18 protein-coding genes are annotated in these 17,884 nt (G+C 30.2%); 9 read left to right on the top strand and 9 right to left on the bottom strand.

All coding sequences use genetic code 11. The features are described 5' to 3' along the window. Nucleotides 1-19: 19 nt before the first annotated feature. From L992_RS08765 to L992_RS13150, 5 genes are read right to left on the bottom strand one after another with little or no spacing between them, the layout of a single operon-like run. Nucleotides 20-832, bottom strand: coding sequence for a purine-nucleoside phosphorylase (locus L992_RS08765; RefSeq protein ID WP_047384717.1), 813 nt, complete (start codon nt 830-832; stop codon nt 20-22). 57 nt (nt 833-889) lie between these two features. Further along, nucleotides 890-1,846 carry a nitronate monooxygenase gene (locus L992_RS08770; RefSeq protein ID WP_047384718.1) on the bottom strand — a complete coding sequence of 319 codons (957 nt, stop codon included), beginning with the start codon at nt 1,844-1,846 and terminating at the stop codon, nt 890-892. A gap of 19 nt (nt 1,847-1,865) precedes the next feature. After that, nucleotides 1,866-2,615, bottom strand: coding sequence for a phosphatase (locus L992_RS08775; protein ID WP_047384719.1), 750 nt, complete (start codon nt 2,613-2,615; stop codon nt 1,866-1,868). Nucleotides 2,616-2,649: 34 nt separating this feature from the next. Beyond that, nucleotides 2,650-3,810, bottom strand: coding sequence for a membrane protein (locus tag L992_RS08780; protein WP_047395725.1), 1,161 nt, complete (start codon nt 3,808-3,810; stop codon nt 2,650-2,652). A 52-nt stretch (nt 3,811-3,862) separates the two neighbouring features. Beyond that, nucleotides 3,863-4,687: a MerR family transcriptional regulator gene (locus tag L992_RS13150; RefSeq protein WP_052193952.1), complete on the bottom strand. Its 825-nt coding sequence runs from the start codon at nt 4,685-4,687 to the stop codon at nt 3,863-3,865. A gap of 90 nt (nt 4,688-4,777) precedes the next feature. Here L992_RS13150 and L992_RS08790 point away from each other — a divergent pair, with 90 nt between their 5' ends. The 3 genes from L992_RS08790 (at nt 4,778) to L992_RS08800 (ending at nt 7,917) form a co-directional block, all read left to right on the top strand. Then, nucleotides 4,778-6,094 (top strand): MATE family efflux transporter, encoded by a 1,317-nt coding sequence (locus tag L992_RS08790; protein ID WP_047384722.1) that lies wholly within the window; start codon nt 4,778-4,780, stop codon nt 6,092-6,094. Nucleotides 6,095-6,193: 99 nt separating this feature from the next. Beyond that, the gene (gene alr, locus L992_RS08795) at nt 6,194-7,249 is read left to right on the top strand and encodes an alanine racemase (RefSeq protein WP_047395728.1); all 1,056 of its coding nucleotides are present in this window, start codon (nt 6,194-6,196) and stop codon (nt 7,247-7,249) included. Between the two features lie 56 nt (nt 7,250-7,305). After that, a complete protein-coding gene (locus L992_RS08800) occupies nt 7,306-7,917 on the top strand; it encodes a nitroreductase family protein (RefSeq protein ID WP_047384725.1) in 612 nt (203 codons plus the stop codon). A 30-nt stretch (nt 7,918-7,947) separates the two neighbouring features. On the opposite strand, the gene L992_RS08805 is transcribed toward L992_RS08800, so the two are convergent. Continuing rightward, nucleotides 7,948-8,523, bottom strand: a complete 576-nt coding sequence (locus L992_RS08805; protein WP_081982810.1) for a GNAT family N-acetyltransferase — start codon at nt 8,521-8,523, stop codon at nt 7,948-7,950. Nucleotides 8,524-8,662: 139 nt separating this feature from the next. On the opposite strand from L992_RS08805, the gene pncA reads away from it, so the two are divergent. Continuing rightward, entirely contained in the window at nt 8,663-9,280 is a 618-nt protein-coding gene (gene pncA, locus L992_RS08810) for a bifunctional nicotinamidase/pyrazinamidase (RefSeq protein WP_047395730.1), read from the top strand. Nucleotides 9,281-9,396: 116 nt separating this feature from the next. Further along, a complete protein-coding gene (locus tag L992_RS08815; RefSeq protein WP_047395733.1) occupies nt 9,397-10,509 on the top strand; it encodes an alanine racemase in 1,113 nt (370 codons plus the stop codon). On the opposite strand, the gene L992_RS08820 is transcribed toward L992_RS08815, so the two are convergent. The 3 genes from L992_RS08820 to lgt all read right to left on the bottom strand — a co-directional run bounded on the left by L992_RS08820 (nt 10,506) and on the right by lgt (nt 13,547). Further along, the gene (locus tag L992_RS08820) at nt 10,506-12,119 is read right to left on the bottom strand and encodes a CTP synthase (RefSeq protein ID WP_047395736.1); all 1,614 of its coding nucleotides are present in this window, start codon (nt 12,117-12,119) and stop codon (nt 10,506-10,508) included. The two genes, L992_RS08815 and L992_RS08820, sit on opposite strands and share 4 nt — an antisense overlap. Nucleotides 12,120-12,264: 145 nt before the next feature. Then, complete coding sequence (locus L992_RS08825; protein ID WP_052191850.1) at nt 12,265-12,675, bottom strand: META domain-containing protein; 411 nt, start codon at nt 12,673-12,675, stop codon at nt 12,265-12,267. Continuing rightward, nucleotides 12,672-13,547 (bottom strand): prolipoprotein diacylglyceryl transferase, encoded by an 876-nt coding sequence (lgt, locus tag L992_RS08830; RefSeq protein ID WP_047384731.1) that lies wholly within the window; start codon nt 13,545-13,547, stop codon nt 12,672-12,674. The genes L992_RS08825 and lgt overlap by 4 nt, the downstream gene beginning before the upstream one ends. Nucleotides 13,548-13,823: 276 nt before the next feature. Here lgt and L992_RS08835 point away from each other — a divergent pair, with 276 nt between their 5' ends. From L992_RS08835 to L992_RS08850, 4 genes are all read left to right on the top strand, one after another. Continuing rightward, nucleotides 13,824-15,035 carry an FprA family A-type flavoprotein gene (locus L992_RS08835; protein WP_047384733.1) on the top strand — a complete coding sequence of 404 codons (1,212 nt, stop codon included), beginning with the start codon at nt 13,824-13,826 and terminating at the stop codon, nt 15,033-15,035. A 67-nt stretch (nt 15,036-15,102) separates the two neighbouring features. After that, nucleotides 15,103-15,336, top strand: a complete 234-nt coding sequence (locus L992_RS08840; RefSeq protein WP_047384734.1) for a YhdT family protein — start codon at nt 15,103-15,105, stop codon at nt 15,334-15,336. An 11-nt stretch (nt 15,337-15,347) separates the two neighbouring features. Next, the gene (gene panF / locus L992_RS08845; RefSeq protein WP_047384735.1) at nt 15,348-16,796 is read left to right on the top strand and encodes a sodium/pantothenate symporter; all 1,449 of its coding nucleotides are present in this window, start codon (nt 15,348-15,350) and stop codon (nt 16,794-16,796) included. Nucleotides 16,797-16,919: 123 nt separating this feature from the next. Then, on the top strand, nt 16,920-17,882 hold the full coding sequence (locus tag L992_RS08850; RefSeq protein WP_047384736.1) for an aromatic acid exporter family protein: 963 nt from the start codon (nt 16,920-16,922) through the stop codon (nt 17,880-17,882). Nucleotides 17,883-17,884: the final 2 nt, after the last annotated feature.

Below are 17,884 nucleotides of genomic sequence, written 5' to 3' on the forward strand. Positions count from 1 at the left end.
CATTACCTCCTATGAGTTATTATAACTCTTTTACTGTTTCAGCAATCCACTTACAGAATCTCTCTCCTGTCTGATTTGCTATCTCTACAACCTCTTCATGTGAATGTGGCTTCGTTGCAATTCCAGTAGCCATATTTGTGATACAAGATATTCCTAATATTTTCATTCCAAGGTAGTTTGCTACAATTGATTCTGGAACTGTTGACATCCCTACTGCTGATGCACCCATTCCCATCATCATGCTCACTTCTGCTGCCGTTTCATAAGTTGGTCCAGATGATCCTAAGTATATTCCTTCTTCAAACTCTATATTTAATCTATTTGCAACAGATTTTGCTTTTTCTATTAAAGCCTTACTGTAAGTTTCTGACATATCTGGGAATCTTGGTCCAAATCTCTCATCATTTTTTCCGATTAAAGGATTTGTTCCAAAGAAGTTGATATGATCATTTATAATCATAAGTGTTCCTGGTTTAAAACTTCTATTAGCTCCACCAGCAGCGTTACTTACAATCATAGTTTCTATTCCAAATTTCTTAAATACATATTGAGGATAAGTAACCTCTTTCATATTATACCCTTCGTAATAGTGGAATCTTCCTTTCATAACTAAAACTTCAACACCATTTATTGTTCCAAATACAAGTTCTCCTGCATGACCAGCTACTGTTGAAACTGGGAAGTTTGGTATCTCTTCATATGGTATAATTATTTTATTCTCCACATACTCTACTAAACCACCAAGTCCAGAACCCAATATTATAGCTATTTTAGGTCTATTTGTAACTTTTGAATTTAAAAACTCTACAGTTTCCATTACTTTATTATACATAACACTTCTCCCTTATTTTTTTAGATAAAAAGGGCAGATTACTCTACCCTTCCATTGTTAAAAAGTTATTGTTGAAAATCTTTGATCTAGTTTTACTTTTTCCTCTTTTAACTCGTTCATTAACTTATCTACAATCTCTTGGCAGCTTAAAGCTTCTTTAACTAATCCTGCAACTTGTCCTGACATTACACTTCCGTTTTGAACGTCTCCATCTACAACTGCTAGTCTTAATTTTCCTTTTCCTAACTCTTCAATCTCCTCTTTTGGAGCTCCTTTTTCCTCTAGCTCTAAAATAGTTTTTGAGAATTTGTTATTTAAAACTCTAACTGGATGTCCTGTATAGTTCCCAGTTGTTACTGTTGATCTATCTTTTGCTTTTAATACTAAGTTTTTATAGTTCTCATGAACATCACACTCGTGAGCAACTATGAATATAGTTCCTACTTGAATTGCTTCTCCACCTAATGCTAATGCCGCTAAAAATTGCTCTCCTGAAGCAATTCCTCCAGCAACGATAACAGGAATTGAAACCTCTCTTGCAACTTGAGTAGCAAGTGCCATTGTTGTTATTTCACCAATGTGTCCTCCTGCTTCTAGTCCTTCAGCTACTACTGCATCGGCTCCTATTTTTTCCATTCTTTTTGCTAATGCAACTGATGCAACTACTGGTATAACTTTAATTCCTGCAGCTTTTAATTTTTCCATGTATATTCCTGGATTTCCTGCTCCAGTTGTAACAACTTTTACTCCCTCTTCTATACATACATCTATTTGCTCAGCAACACTTTCCATCATTAACATTAAGTTAACTCCAAATGGATTTTCAGTAATTGACTTTGCTTTTCTAATCTCTTGTCTTAAAATTTCAGGCGGCATTCCTCCACCAGCAATTATTCCTAATCCACCAGCTTTAGACACATGTCCTGCTAAGTTTCCATTTGATATCCACGCCATTGCACCTTGGATAATTGGGTATTTAATCCCTAATAATTCACAAATTCTATTTTTTTGCATTCTTCTTTTCCTCCCAAAATTAAGAGTCTACTTTTTTACTTCTTAACTCTTGTCTCAGTTTTAAAAATTCTTCAAAAGTTTCTTTTGAACTATTTATAATTAGCTCTTTTGGATAATCAACCTCATCTAAAAGCTCAATCGCTCTTTGAAACTCTCCAATATGACCAGAATAGTGCGCATCTGTACCTAAAGCTATATAACATCTCTCCTCTTTAGCTAACTCTAACATTGCTTTACAATTCTTTTTAGAACCAACTCTTGTTATTGTTCCTAGAGATGTATTATTTACCTCTAAGGCCACTTTATTTTCTTTTGCTGCTTTAACTATTCTTTTATAATCTACTGGGAAAATTGGATTACCCAGATGAACTATTATATCAGCTTTTTGCTTTTTTATCAAACTCAATATAGCTGTTGTATTTTTCTCCATATCATCAATAACACCATACTCATCAACTACATGGAATCCTGCTAAAACTAACTCCATATGATCGTACACTCTTTGATTGATATCTAACTTCCCATCTGTATCTAGTATATTAGCTTCTACACCTTTAATTACTCTAACTCCGTCAATAACTTCTGGTAAAATTGCTATATTTACCAAATGCCACCAATGTGGAGTATCTTGTAAAGCTGGTCCATGATTTGTAATAGCTATAACTTCCATTCCTTTTTTTGCTGCTGCAGCTATATTCTCCTCTAAAGTACTAAATGCGTGAGGATTTACATTTGTATGAATATGTAAATCAATCTTATACTCTTTCATTTTTACCCCCATAAATTTATATAATTTTATTTAATTACATGAAAAGTGTATATAATATATTTGTTACTACTCCTGCTACGATTCCACCAATTGTATGACTAAATATAGCTTTTCCTGTCAACTTTCTATATCCTAAACTATCCATCATTGCAACGTGTGTGCTTAAATATCCACTCCAAGTCATACCCATAGCTGTAAATACAGCAATCTCTCTAGATGTAATAGCCTTATCAGCTATAAATTGTGGAACAAGTCCTAAAGCCGCTCCTACTGCTCCTAATGATGTGATTGGAAACGCCAATGCTTTTGCACTTGTAAATCCAAACAGTGGTTTTAGAATAAATTGTAGCTTCTCTCCCACATATGGTAAAAGAGCAATCCCTTCGTAAGCTGCTCCAGTATATCCATTTTCTCCAGCACCATTTGTCAATAATAAAACTGTTGTACAAATTATTAGAACTCCAGGAATAATTTCCATTCCCATTTGAACTCCGTTTTTTCCACCTTCTAGAAGCGCTTCTAATAATCTTTCTAAAACATTTCCATCTCTTATATCTCTATACTCAAAAAAACTTAATGTTGAATCATCTTTTTCTACTAAATCTCCCTTTTCATGGAAAATTTTCTTAGTAAAATTAATCATCAAATTTACACTCACAACACTTCCTATAAATGCCCCTAAATTCCCTAAAACAACTGGAAATACAAGATTTTCATTCATACTTCCACTTTGAGCAATCATAAATGTAGACACTATGAATCCCATTCCAAACGACGTCCCTAAATTTGTTAATGCTGGCAATTGATATTTTTTAAAATATTTTGTGAATCCTTTATCTGCTGATAAACTTAAAATTGCTGGATTATCCGAAATATATGTTGTTAAAACTCCTATTGCTGCTGCTCCAGGTAATCTATATAACGGCTTCATAAGTGGTGATAACAACTTATTCAAAATAGCTATAACTCCAAACTCAGATAAAATTCCTGCAAATGCCCCTGCTATAACTGAAACTCCCATTATAAAAAACACTGTATTTAATAGTAAATCATGTGCTGTTTTTATAATTGTATTTATCATATTTATTCCACCCATCTTACTAGATAAAAGATAGATTAATGTTGATAATATTACTATGCAAACTATTCCTTCTAGCCCCATAGCTTTTTTTCTTCTCGAGTGATTCGTATCCATATTTTTTATTTCTCCTTTTTCTATAATACTACACTATAGAGTATCCTAATTTTTAAAATTTTTCAATTTTTTTTACAGGAATATATATATCAATAATTCCTCCAAACCCATTTTCAAGAGGAACAACAACTTCATTTCCAATCTCTATCGAATCTCCAACAACTTCAAAATTATTCTCTTTAATAAATCTATGAAGATTTTCATAGGTTAACTTTATCATATCAAAAGTCGTTTTATGTCTTAGCATAACACAATATTTATTTTCTATAAACTCCTCTCCTAAAATACTATACTCTTCTGGAACCAAGAGTCCTATCTCACTTATAGGAATTTCTGAATTTTCATATATATCCTTTTGCTTAACTTTCGTAATATATAGAATCTCCTTTATTCCATTTTTATTTCCTAACCTCTGTAATTTATCATATGTTTCTGCTATCTCTTTCTCATCAACAGGATCTTTTATCTTTATAAAATAAACCTTCATAGCTTTTAACTCTACTAACTGAACTTTTTCTTCTAAATTTGAAGACATCTCTTTTATACATAAAATTTTCTCTTGAATTGTATCTCTACTTTTTTTTAATTCTTCTATTTTTTTATCAATATCATCTACCTTTTCCTCTAAAAATTCTAAACTTTTTAAGGGCGTTTTTACCTTTGTATATTCTTTTATCTCTTCTAATGAAAATCCAGCTTCTTTTAAAGTTATAATAAAAAACAAATCCCAAATTTGAGAATTAGAATAAAATCTATACCCATTATTCTCATCAATATATTCTGGTATCAAGATACCTTTTTTATGATAAAAAATCAATGTTTGCTTTGAAATATCTGCTATTTTTGCTAACTCTGAAATCTTATATCTATTTTTCATAATTCCTCCTTGACATTATAGTTAAGTATATAGTTTATAATATCATATATCGTGAAGTTAATAAAATTTTAATTTATAGAGGAGAGGAAAATGTCACAAAATATTACCCTTGAAAATGGGTGTGTAAAAAAACTATTTTTTAAATTTGCAATACCTAGTATCTTAGGAATGCTTATTGTATCACTACAAATTATGGTAGATGGATTATTTTTGAGTAAAGGTGTTGGACCATTGGGACTAGCTGCTGTAAACCTATCTATGCCTCTTATCAATCTTTTACTAAGTATCGCTTTAATGATTTGTATTGGTGGAGGAGTTTTAGTAGGAATCGCTTCTGGAAATGGAGAAAAAGAAAGAGCAAAAAGTCTTACAAGCTTGACTTTAATTTTACTTTTAGGAGTTCTTCTTTTTATCTCAATATTTTTACTTCTTAATTTTGATGCTGTTATGAAGCTTTTAGGTACAAACTTAGAAACATATGAGCTTGTTAAGAAATATTTAGCTATTCTGATTCCAGGTTCTATATTCTTCAGTATGCCTATTTTTACTGAAACATTCGTTAGAATTATTGGTAAACCTAATCAGGTTTTCGTGAGTGGCGCTATTTGTTTTTTAACAAATGTATTTCTAGATTATATCTTTGTTATTAAGCTAGGAATGGGAATGGAAGGGGCTGCTGTTGCATCATGTTTTGCTAATATGTTTGGTGCTCTTAGCTTATTTTATCACGTACAATTTGGTAAAATATCTGGAACATTAAAAGATATTAAAGAAATTTTCTATAATGGTAGTTCAGAGATGCTAACTGTTATTTCTAGTGCTGTTACAACTTATATTTTCAATATCATTATTATGAAAAACATTGGTGTTTTAGGAGTGTCAGCATTAACAATAGTATTTTATATTAATTCTATCGTAAATATCTCTCTATATGGTTTATCTCAAGCACTACAACCTATTATCTCTTATAATTTAGGAGCTAAAAGAGGTGATAAAATCAAAGATGTTTTAAAAGTAGCTTTAAAATCTGGAGCTGCAATTGGGATTATTACTTTTATATCTATGCATCTTTTTGGAGATAAAATTATTGGACTTTTCTCAAATGGAAACAAAGAACTCCAAGATTTAACTAATAGAGCAATATTTTTCTTTACTTTTGCATACTTATTATCGTTTATCAATATTATCTCAAGCAGTTTCCATACATCTATTGAAAAACCTTTTGAGTCTGCTTTTATATCTTGTGGAAGAGCTATAATATTTGTATTAATTCCACTATTTACATTACCAATAATAATTGGAGAAACTGGAATTTGGTTAGCTATACCTATTGCAGAGCTTATCTGTCTTACAGTTAGTATTCCACTTATGAAAAACTCTTTAAAAAAACTTCCTCTTAAATGTTAAGAGGAGGTTTTTTATTTAGAAAAAATATTTCTTTTGTAATTTAAAAGAATATATGGTAATAATAGTAACAATACTATTAATAAAAAAGGGGTGTTTAAAATGAGCAGAGACGGTTTTCGTGTAACACTTGATAAAAATAATATTATACATAATTTCAACTATATTAAAAACTCTACAAAGAAAGAGGTTATCTCAGTTGTAAAAGCTAATGCTTATGGTCATGGTTTAAAAGAAGTAGTCCCTATTCTAGATGAAGCTGGTTGCACATATTTTGCTGTTGCCAGAGAATCTGAAGCTATTGAAATCTTATCTTTAAATCTATCTAATATAAGAATTCTTGTTTTTGAAACAATTGAAAATCTTTCTCTTTTGAAAACTCATGATAATCTAGAGATGTGTATAAATAGTCTTTCAGAACTTAAAGAATTGATTGAAAAAGATATAGATTTCTCTCAACTTCATCTGAAATTCGACTTCGGGTTTGCTCGAAATGGATTTACAAAAGATGAGTTAAATGAAATTAAAAATATTATCATAAAAAATGATCTTCATTTCAAAGGTGCTATGACTCATTTTTTTAGTTCAAATCCTGAGGAGATAATTTTAATTCAAAAAGAATTTATTAATTGGATTAATTTTTTAGGTAAGGAACGTTTTGAAATTATTCACTCTCAAAATAGTGCAGCTACAATTCTTGGATTGGGAGAAGGATCGACTCATGTAAGATGTGGAATTAGTCTCTTAGGTATGCTCGATCCTGGAATCGAAGACGAAAATATCAAGCGATCTTGGACTTTGTCAGGACCAATCTACAATATCAAAGATTTTTCCTCTTTAGATTTCATCGGCTATACAAGAAAAGATAACATTGATACTCAAACCTTTAATAAAGTCGGAAAAATTAAAATTGGTTATGGAGATGGATTTGCTAAAAATAATACAAATATTATGTGTCACATAAATAACAAAGAGTTCCCTATCGTTCACATTAGTATGGACACATCTTTTGTTCTTATTGACGACTCTGTACAACAGGGAGATTCTGTTGAAATTTATCGTGATTTTAATAGATGTAACTCTTTCCTTAATATGGATCACTATGAATATACCACTTTACTAAATTCAAGAATTCCTAGAATTATTGTTGAAGAATAAAAGGTTTTTTACAGCTTTTAAGTATAATACATATAGTATCTTTTGGAGGTGTTTATATGAATTTTAAAGATGTTGTATCTAACAGAAGAAGCGTGAATTTTTTTGATCAAAATAAAGATTTAGATTTAAAACTTTTTAAAGAGATTATCAACGAAGCTGTTTTAGCTCCGTCAGCGTTCAATTTGCAACCTTGGCAAATTATAGCTGTTCACTCTGCTGAAGCTAAAGAAAAACTGTTTTCAGCATGTACTCAACCTAAAATAAAAGAAGCTGCAATGACTCTTATAATGGTTGGAGACACTTTTGGATATGGACGTGATAACCCTATGTGGAATGCTAAAATTGATTTAGGAATGAGCGAAGAAAAAGTTAATCAACTTATTAATATGTGTGAAACTGTTTTATATCCAACAGAGGTTAAAAGAAATGCCATGGCTGTTAGAGACGTTTCTCTTTTCGCTATGAATATAATGCTTTGTGCTAAAAATGTTGGAGTTGATACTCATCCAATGATTGGTTTTAATGAAGATAAGGTTAAAGAACTCTTCGAAATTGATGAGGATAAAACTGTTGTAATGTTGCTTTCGATAGGATATTTTGACGAAACTAAAACACTTAATCCTCGTGAGAGAAGACTTCAATTTGATGAAATCTGTGAAATAGTTTAAATAAAAAAACGCAAGGAATCTTGCGTTTTTTTATTTAATCCCAAATTCTGGGGCATATTCAACTATTCCATTTATATTTTTTAATGAATCTGGATATAACTCAATAGCCATAAAGTTTTCATCCGGAACTTCTAATGGACATTTTATATTCCACTTTGAAGCTGGTTCATAACCAAATTTTTTATAGTACTCAGCATGTCCTAAAACAACAATTCCTTTGTAGCCTAAATCTTTAGCTATTTTATGTCCTTTTTCAATTAAGCTTTTTCCAATTCCTTTCTTCTGGAATCTTGGTAGTACTGCTAGTGATGCAAGTGTTAAAAGAGTTTCATCTCCAACTTTAACTTTAGTAAATAGAATATATCCCACTATCATCCCTTTAAATTTTGCAGTTAATGATAAATCTTTTATAAAGGCATCACTTTTCAATAAAGCTCTAACTAAGTTATGTTCATTATGATCTGATAGCTTCTCTTTCAAAAATGCTTTTTGAACAACCTCACAAACAAAATCTTCCTCTGTCATTTTTTTAAATCTTTTCTTTTGGAATATATAAACAGCTAAACTTCCTAATATAAAAAATGATATCCCTAATATTACGTTCATATTCCCCTCCTCATATATTTGTTTCATATCTCTATATACAATAATAACAAATAGAATTCCTTTTTCCAAGTTGTTTTTAATTTACATTTCATTTTTTTACTGTTATACTATTCAAAATAAATTTATAGTGGAGGAACTAATGAAAGCACTTATTGTTGTTGATATTCAAAATGATTTTTGTGAAGGTGGTAGTCTTGAAGTTAAAAATTCAAATGAAATTATTCCTGTAACAAATAAACTTATTGATTATTTTTATAGAAATAATCTTCTAGTTATTGGAACAAAAGATTGGCATCCAAGTAATCACAAAAGCTTTGCTATAAACTCTGGTGGTAATATTGGAGAAATTGGAATTTTAAATAATCTTCCTCAAATTTGGTGGCCTCAGCATTGTGTTCAAAATAGTTTTGGTTCTGAATTTCATTCTGACCTTATAGAAATAAAAAATATTATTTATAAAGGAACTGATCCTGAAATTGATTCTTACAGTGGATTTTTCGACAATGGAAAATTAAAAAAAACTGACCTCTTTCATCTTCTAAAAACACACAATATAACCGAACTATTTATATTGGGATTAGCTACAGATTATTGTGTTAAATATACTGTTTTAGATGCCCTTGATCTAAAATTTAAGGTTAATGTTATTGAAGATGCTTGTAGAGGAGTTAATTTATCTTCTGACGATTCAAAACTTGCATTTGATGAGATGAAACAAAAAGGAGCTCATATAATTAAAAGTGAAGATCTTATATGATCTTCTTTATTTTATCATTTTAATAAATTTTAAATTTATTAAAATGATAAAATAAAGTTTGACTTTAATAAATATTTGTTGTATATTTCTATTAGAAATTTAATTGGAGGTTCAAAATGAAAAAAATATCATCTTTAACTACACCTAGTTTTCTAGTTAATCTAGATACTTTAGAAAAAAATATAGCCAAATATCAAACTTTAGCAGATAAAAATTGTGTTGAATTATTTCCTATGCTAAAAACACATAAAAGTAGTGAAATCACTAAAATGCAAATTGAAGCTGGAGCTAAGGGAGTTCTTGTGGGAACACTAGATGAAGCTGAGGCAGTTGTAAAAAAAAGTGGCGTTAAAAAAGTTATGCTAGCTTATCCTGTGATAGGAGATAGCAACTTAGAAAGAGTCATCGAACTAAATAAATGTTGTGAATTATTTGTTGCTTTTGACAATGAAATTCCTGCTGCTGAGTTAGCAAAAAAATTAAATAATACTAAAATCAACTATCAAATTATAATAAATAGTGGTTTAAATAGATTTGGAGTTACTCCTGAAAATGCAGTTTCTCTTCTTAATTCATTAAATAAATATCCGAATCTTGTTTTTAAAGGTATTTCAACTCATACTGGACAAGTTTACGGTTTTTCGAAAGAACACGTTAAAGAGATTACAGAAAAAGAGATTACAACTATGACTTTAGCAAAAAATCTTTTAATTGAAGCTGGAGCTAATGTAGAATTTGTAGCTACTGGAACTACTCCAACTTTTGAAAAAGCTATCGAATCAGATGAGATAACTGTTTCTAGACCTGGAAACTATGTTTTCTTTGATGCTATTCAAGTAGCTCTAGGGGCCGCTAAAGAGGAGGAGTGTTCTTTAACTGTTCTTGCTACAGTTATTTCTAATCCCTCTGAAGATTTGTATATTTTAGATTGTGGTAGTAAATGTCTAGGACTTGATCAAGGTGCTCATGGAAACTCTCTTACAAAAGGATTTGGAATCATTAAAAATCATCCTGAATTAACGATTATTGGATTATCTGAAGAAGTGGCGAAAGTAAAAAAAGAGGGCCCTTCGGCCCTAAAAATTGGTGATAAAATAGAAATCATTCCTAATCACTCTTGTTCTGCTGCTAATATGACAAACTACTTAATCGGTCATAGAAATGATTCTATTGAAAAAATCATCGAAGTTGATATAAGAGGAAACTCTAGAAAATTAACTCTAGATTAATCTTTTAAAGATTTTTCAAGCTTATACACAGCTTCTACAAACCCTAAAAATAGTGGGTGCGGTTTCCCAGGTCTACTTTTAAACTCTGGATGGAACTGCCCTGCTATAAAGAATGGGTGTAAATCTTTTGACAGTTCTACTATCTCTGCTAATGTTCCATCTGGTGATGACCCAGATATCTTTAATCCTTTTTCTTGAATGATCTCTTTAAATTCATTATTAAATTCAAATCTATGTCTATGTCTCTCATAAATAAGCTCCTCTTTATAAAGCTCATATGCTAAACTATTCTTCTCTATTTTACACGGATATACTCCTAATCTCATTGTTCCTCCAAGATTTTTTATATCTTTTTGATCCGGTAAAATATCTATAACTGGATGTTTACTAGTTTTATCAAACTCTGTTGAATTTGCATCTTTCATTCCTAATACATTTCTCGAAAACTCTATAACTGCAGTTTGCATTCCTAAACATATTCCTAAAAACGGAATCTTATTTTCTCTAGCAAAGTTTATTGCGTCAATTTTACCTTGAACTCCTCTATCTCCAAATCCACCAGGTATTAAAATTCCATTAAATTCTCTTAACGATTCTGCATCTAAATCCTCAGCTTGAACATAATGAATATCTGCTTTTAATCCTAAATTATAAGCTGCATGTTCTATCGATTCATTTATACTTATATATGCATCTTTCAATTCAATATACTTACCTACAACGGCTAATTTCACCTTATCTTTTGGATGCTTTATACTTTTTACAATCTCTTTCCAATTTCCAAGATCTGGTTCTCTATTTTCAATTCCTAATTTTTTACAAGCTACATCTGCTAGTCCGTTCTCCTCCATTATTAGAGGAACTTCATAAATTGTCTTAGCATCTGGAGCTTCTATTACTGCCTCTGGATCTATATCACAAAACATCGATAACTTTCTCTTTAAATCAGAGTTTATTGGATGCTCTGTTCTACAAACTAAAATATCTGGCCTTATTCCTAAACTCATCAGCTCTTTCACAGAATGTTGAGAAGGTTTTGTTTTTAACTCTCCAGCAGCTTTTAAATATGGAACTAAAGTCACATGAATATATAAAACATTTTCTCTTCCAACATCATATTTAAATTGTCTAATTGCTTCTAAAAATGGTGTTGATTCTATATCCCCTACTGTTCCACCTATCTCTGTTATAACAATATCTGATCCACTCTCTTTTCCAACTAACTCTATCTTAGATTTTATTTCATTAGTTATATGAGGAATTACTTGAACAGTTTTACCTAAATATTCACCTTTTCTCTCTTTATTTATAACAGATTGGTAAATTCTTCCTGTTGTTATATTATTATATCTTGTTAGATTTTCATCTAAAAATCTTTCATAGTGCCCTAAGTCTAAATCTGTTTCAGCTCCATCTACAGTTACAAATACTTCCCCATGCTCATATGGATTCATTGTTCCTGGATCTACATTTATATATGGATCAAACTTTTGAATAGTTACACTATATCCTCTTTCCTTCAATAATCTTCCTAAAGATGCTGCAGTTATTCCCTTTCCTAAAGATGAAACAACCCCACCAGTTACAAATACATACTTAGTTCTTTTCATTAAATATCCTCCATTCAAATTATAAAATCGAAAAAAAAAAGGCGAAAAAAAAAATTTCGCCTTAACTAAATCCAATCTTTTATAGGAAAAAAATTATTTTTTCTCCTTGGATATATTTATTTTATTTTGATATTTGATTATATTATTATTTTAATTTTTTGTCAACCATTTTATTTTCTTTAAATTTTAAACTAGTTCCATCTTTCAGGTTTAATGTTAAAATATCATTTTCTACAGTAAATGATTGTACTAAATCTAATTTTTCTAAGTACTCACTTTCCATTTTCATAACTTTATCTGAACCTGCCATCAATGTTGCTCCAAGTTTTTCAAACTTTATTCTATTCCCTTTTTTCTCATATCTTCCAAAATAGTTATTCAATCCTGAGAAGCCGTAGAAGTTATGTTCATCAAAACCTATTAAAACATTAGGAATAGAATTCTCTTGAATAAGTATATATTCTCTTCCTACTAATCTTTTATTTTTAGTTGTTAAACTTGAACATCCTCCAAATAAAACTGTAAACATCAATAGTATTCCTAAAATTTTTTTCATTTTTTATCACTCCTTGACTTTTTATTAATAACTATTATAATTACTGCCGCAATCATCAACATCACAAAACTCACTATATGTGGTGCTCTAACTCCTAGCAACATTAAATCTTCAGCTCTAAAAAAGCTTACTACTATTCTATTTATACTATAAATTATTATATATGTCCACCAGATTGTTCCCGTTGCATAATTTTTATTTCTCATATAAAAATATAAAAATATAAATCCTGCAAAATTTAATCCTGCTTCATACAGCATTGCGGGATGTAATGGCAAATTCGGAAATTCAGAACCTGCTGGTGAGCTTGTTGGAAATACCAGTCCCCAGGGAACTAACTCCTTGTATCCTGCTTTATCTGATAAACTTAGAGTATTATAGTAACTATACCATTCATTAAAACTAGGTTTTAGCTTAAAAATTATATTTAGCGGAGTAAACGTTGGAACTCCATGAACTTCTCCATTTGCTAAATTTCCAAACCGTCCTATACCTTGTCCCAATAAAAGCAATGGTGCTACCATATCACCTAATAAAAAGGCATTTAGCTTCTTTCTATGTGCGTATATCAGTGTTCCTATAAATCCACCTAAGATTCCTCCATGAATAGCCATTCCACCCTTCCAAACAGCTAAAATATCCATAGGATAATCTAAATAGTAAGAGAAGTTAAATAAAACATAATATAATCTTCCACCTAAAAGTCCTGAAATCATAGCAACAAAAGCATAATCTTCTACTAATGCCTTAGATAAACCTTTTTTTTCAGCCTCTTTTTTTAAAAGCTCTATTCCTACAAAAAAAGCTATTGCATAACACAATCCATAGTAGCTCAATTTGAAACTTCCTATCTGTAAAAATATTGGATTCATTTAGTCCTCCTTGATAATAAATATTTATAATAAATTATAAATACATATCACTTCTAACTTTTACTTGATTATATCACCACTTCTTATTTTCGTAAAACTTTTTTTACTTTTTCTAAATTTTTAATATCTTTCTATGTACTTTTTATATTTTTTTTGTATAGTTTTTGTTAACCTATATTTAATTATTGTTTATTTTTACAAATATAGTTGAATTTTTAGCAGTTTTAGATTAGAATATAATCACTTAATATAGACTAAAATATCAAGGAGGAAAATATGCATTATCATGCGCCTATTACAGAAAAAGTTTTCTGGATTGGAACTAACGATAGAAAAACTGAAAGATTTGAAAATTATTTGCCATTACCGCAAGGTGTTGCTTATAACTCATATCTAATAAACGACGAGAAAACTTGTATTATAGATACAGTTGATTTCTCTACTGCTGGATTATTTATCGAAAAAATAAATGGAATTTTAAAAGGAAAATCACTTGATTACATTATTGTTAATCACATGGAACCTGATCACTCTGGATCTCTTGGTGAAGTTATGGCATACTTCCCAGAAGCAAAAGTTATCGGTAACGTAATCACTTTAAAAATGATTAAAGCTTTTATACCTGATTTTGATGAAACAAAATTCATATGCATAAAAGAAGGAGATACACTGAGCTTAGGACATCATACTTTAACATTCGCTATGGTACCTATGGTTCACTGGCCTGAATCAATGGTTACATATGATATCACAGATAAAATTTTATTCTCAAATGATGCCTTTGGAAGTTTCGGAACTTTAGATGGTGGAATCTTTGACGATGAAATCAACTTCTCTTTCTATGAGGATGAAATGAGAAGATACTATGCTAACATCGTTGGTAAATACGGTCCTCAAGTTTTAAATGCAATCAAAAAATTGGGTGGACTTGAAATAAAATATATATGTCCTTCTCATGGTATTCTATGGAGAAAAGATATCTCTGTAGTTATAAACCACTTTGCTAACTGGGCTAGCTTTACTCCTGAAGAAGAGGGAGTTGTTATTGTTTATGGAACACTTTATGGTACAACAGCTAAAATGGCAAACGTTATTGCAAGAGAACTTTCTTGGAACGGAATCAAAAATATAAAAATCTATGATGCTTCAAAAACTGATCACTCTTACATTATTAGCGATATTTGGAAGTACAAAGGGCTTATTATTGGATCTGCAGCACATAACAATGATGTTTATCCTGTTTTACAAGGACTTTTACATAAATTAAAAAACTACGGTTTAAAAAATAGATATCTTGGAATTTTTGGAAATATGTTATGGAGCGGTGGTGGAGTAAGAGGTATCCAATCTTTTGCTGACGCTCTTCCAGGACTAGAAATTATTGCTGAATCTGTAGAAGCTAAAGGAGAGCCTACTCCAGAGGATCAAAAAAGATTAGAAAATATTGCAAAAGCTATGGCTGAAAAGTTAAAAAGCGAAAGACAATAGTTATCTAAGAGAGCATTATGTGCTCTCTTTTTTTATATTATTTATTTTTTATAGGGAGGTTTTTATAATGAGAAAAAATATTAGTCAAATCAACAAAGAAGCTCTTATTACTGTTCTTCTTTATGTCTTTTATTTTTGCTGGTGGTATTATTTTGCTTATATTTACAAAGCAGAAAATAACAAATTTATTTTAGGATTACCTAGTTGGTTTTTCTATTCATGTGTTTTAGGATTGGTTGTAATTAACATTCTAGTTTTTATAGCCGTAAAGTGCTTTTTCAAAGACGTTGATTTAGATTAGGAGGGTTTTTAATGCTTATACTTTTACCGATTATTTTGTATCTTTGTTTAATGTTGGGGGTTGCTTGGAAAGTTAATAAAATAAAAAATAGTGGTAGTGTTGATTTTATGGAAGAATATTTCATCGGAAGTAGAAATATGGGTGGTTTTGTCTTAGCAATGACAATCATAGCTACTTATATCGGAGCTAGTTCGTTTATCGGTGGACCTGGAGTTGCCTACAAAATGGGATTAGGATGGGTTCTTTTAGCTTGTATCCAAACTCCTACAGCTTTTCTTACTTTAGGTATTTTAGGAAAGCGTCTAGCTATAATCTCAAGAAAAATTGGTGGTCTAACTATTACTGATTTATTAAGAGCTAGATACAAAAATGATATCGTCGTTATTTTAGGTTCAGTTATTATGCTTATATTTTTCATAGGAACAATTGTAGCTAACTTTGTTGGAGGAGCAAGATTGTTTGAAAGTGTTACTGGTCTACCATATATGGTCGGATTAATTATATTCTCTGTGGTTATAATCACATACACTACTATTGGTGGTTTTAGAGCTGTTGCTTTAACCGATGCCATACAAGGCGGGGTTATGCTTATTGCTTCAGCTATATTGTTCTTTACTATGCTTAAAGTTGGGGGTGGGATGGAAAATATTATGAGAACTATCGAACAAACTAATCCAGCTCTTTTAACTCCTGATGCTGGTGGGGCAATTGCTAAGCCGTTCATCCTATCTTTCTGGATGCTTGTTGGAGTAGCTATTCTTGGTCTCCCTGCTACATCAGTTAGATGTATGGGATTTAAAGATAGTAAATCTATGCATAATGCTATGATTATTGGAACATCTGTTGTTGGAATTCTTATGTTGATTATGCATCTTATAGGAGTTATGGGAGCCGCTATTCTTCCTGGAGTACAAATTGGAGATAAAATTATTCCAACTTTGGCTATTTCTAATTTACATCCTATCTTAGCCGGTGTATTTATAGGTGGACCTCTTGCTGCTATTATGTCAACTGTTGATTCATTCTTAATTCTTTCATCAGCTACTATTGTAAAAGATTTATATATTAACTACATCAATCCAAATCCTAGTGATATTAAAGTGAAAAAACTTTCACTGTTCACATCACTATTTGTTGGAATTATTGTTTTCCTATTAGCACTTGATCCACCTGAGTTACTTGTTTGGATAAATCTATTTGCTCTTGCTGGCCAAGAAGCCGCCTTCTTCTGTCCTATTATTATGGGATTATATTGGAAAAGAGCCAATGCGATTGGTGCTATTTCATCTATGATATTCGGAGTTGCTTCATTTATATACTTCTCTGTTTTCAAAATATCTTTCTCTGGCTTACATCAAATTGTTCCTGTTATTTTTATGAGCTTAATTATTTTTATAATAGGTTCTTATTTGGGAGAAAAACCAGATGATGAAACAATAGATATATTCTTCAATATTTAATATTTATTTTTTAAAATACCTCATCAATTTGCTTGAGGTATTTTTTTTTATGGATTTTACTTTGATATTTTTCATTTTTTTATATATAATTTATATATGAACAACAAACTGCGGGAGGATTTAATGTTTAAATATTTTGATCATAAAGTTTTAAAAACAGCTTTGGCTTCTTTCTTATCCTATTATCTTGCTGATTATTTCGGAATAAAATATGGATTGACTGCAAGTATAATTGCTATTATTTCTATTCAAGCAACTAAAAATGATAGTATCAAAATCACTATCGAAAGATTTTTAGCAGTAATATTAGGAATGTCTCTATTTATTTTACTTTCATCTTTTTTAGGATATCAGTATATCACACTGGGGGTATTCATTCTCCTTTTCATGCCTCTTTGTATGAAATTTAGAATAGTTCAAGGTTTTCTAGTGACTACTGTTTTAGCCACTCATATTTTAAGTGAAAAATCGATTTCGATTGATTTTTTATTAAATGAATTTTATGTATTAATACTTGGTTTATCTGTTGGAAATTTACTTAACCTTTATATGCCTACAAATTCTAAAGCTATCGACTCTATAAAATTAAAAGTTGATAATATTATTAAAACAATTTTAATTGATATTGCAGAAAGCTTAAGATGTAGTTGTGTTTCTGTTAATGAAGATAAAAATTTCCGTACTTTAAAAGCTACAATAGAAGAGGGAAGAAAATTTTCTTTATTGGATTATGACAACTCTCTTTTTGATAAATGTAATGAAAATCTAAATTTTTTCTCTATGAGAAGAAGACAATATAGAATACTAACAAGAATGAGAACGTGCTTTAAAAGATTATATATCACTCATGAATACAGTCTTATTATTGCAGAGTTTGTTTCAAAGGTTGCTGAGAATATTGAGATTGATAAAAACACAACTCCTCTTATCAAAGAACATAAAGAGTTGAAAGAACTTTTTTCAAATTTTCCACTACCAAAAACTAGAGCTGAATTTGAAAATAGAGCTACTTTATTCCAACTTTTACAAGAAATGGAAGAGTTTCTAAATGCTAAAATTGAGTTCAAAAAATCTTACGAAAATTAATA

Origin of the sequence: Cetobacterium sp. ZOR0034 (assembly GCF_000799075.1) — a bacterium.
Taxonomy (GTDB): domain Bacteria; phylum Fusobacteriota; class Fusobacteriia; order Fusobacteriales; family Fusobacteriaceae; genus Cetobacterium_A.

Coding starts and splice junctions, on each gene's coding strand:
- L992_RS08800 (WP_047384725.1), top strand. CDS start 7,306: ATGAATTTTAAAGATGTTGTATCTAACAGAAGAAGCGTGAATTTTTTT.
- L992_RS08770 (WP_047384718.1), bottom strand. CDS start 1,846: ATGCAAAAAAATAGAATTTGTGAATTATTAGGGATTAAATACCCAATT.
- L992_RS08825 (WP_052191850.1), bottom strand. CDS start 12,675: ATGAAAAAAATTTTAGGAATACTATTGATGTTTACAGTTTTATTTGGA.
- L992_RS08820 (WP_047395736.1), bottom strand. CDS start 12,119: ATGAAAAGAACTAAGTATGTATTTGTAACTGGTGGGGTTGTTTCATCT.
- L992_RS08775 (WP_047384719.1), bottom strand. CDS start 2,615: ATGAAAGAGTATAAGATTGATTTACATATTCATACAAATGTAAATCCT.
- L992_RS08780 (WP_047395725.1), bottom strand. CDS start 3,810: ATGGATACGAATCACTCGAGAAGAAAAAAAGCTATGGGGCTAGAAGGA.
- L992_RS08790 (WP_047384722.1), top strand. CDS start 4,778: ATGTCACAAAATATTACCCTTGAAAATGGGTGTGTAAAAAAACTATTT.
- L992_RS08835 (WP_047384733.1), top strand. CDS start 13,824: ATGCATTATCATGCGCCTATTACAGAAAAAGTTTTCTGGATTGGAACT.
- L992_RS08805 (WP_081982810.1), bottom strand. CDS start 8,523: ATGAACGTAATATTAGGGATATCATTTTTTATATTAGGAAGTTTAGCT.
- L992_RS08850 (WP_047384736.1), top strand. CDS start 16,920: ATGTTTAAATATTTTGATCATAAAGTTTTAAAAACAGCTTTGGCTTCT.
- panF (WP_047384735.1), top strand. CDS start 15,348: ATGCTTATACTTTTACCGATTATTTTGTATCTTTGTTTAATGTTGGGG.
- pncA (WP_047395730.1), top strand. CDS start 8,663: ATGAAAGCACTTATTGTTGTTGATATTCAAAATGATTTTTGTGAAGGT.
- lgt (WP_047384731.1), bottom strand. CDS start 13,547: ATGAATCCAATATTTTTACAGATAGGAAGTTTCAAATTGAGCTACTAT.
- L992_RS13150 (WP_052193952.1), bottom strand. CDS start 4,687: ATGAAAAATAGATATAAGATTTCAGAGTTAGCAAAAATAGCAGATATT.
- L992_RS08815 (WP_047395733.1), top strand. CDS start 9,397: ATGAAAAAAATATCATCTTTAACTACACCTAGTTTTCTAGTTAATCTA.
- L992_RS08765 (WP_047384717.1), bottom strand. CDS start 832: ATGTATAATAAAGTAATGGAAACTGTAGAGTTTTTAAATTCAAAAGTT.
- alr (WP_047395728.1), top strand. CDS start 6,194: ATGAGCAGAGACGGTTTTCGTGTAACACTTGATAAAAATAATATTATA.
- L992_RS08840 (WP_047384734.1), top strand. CDS start 15,103: ATGAGAAAAAATATTAGTCAAATCAACAAAGAAGCTCTTATTACTGTT.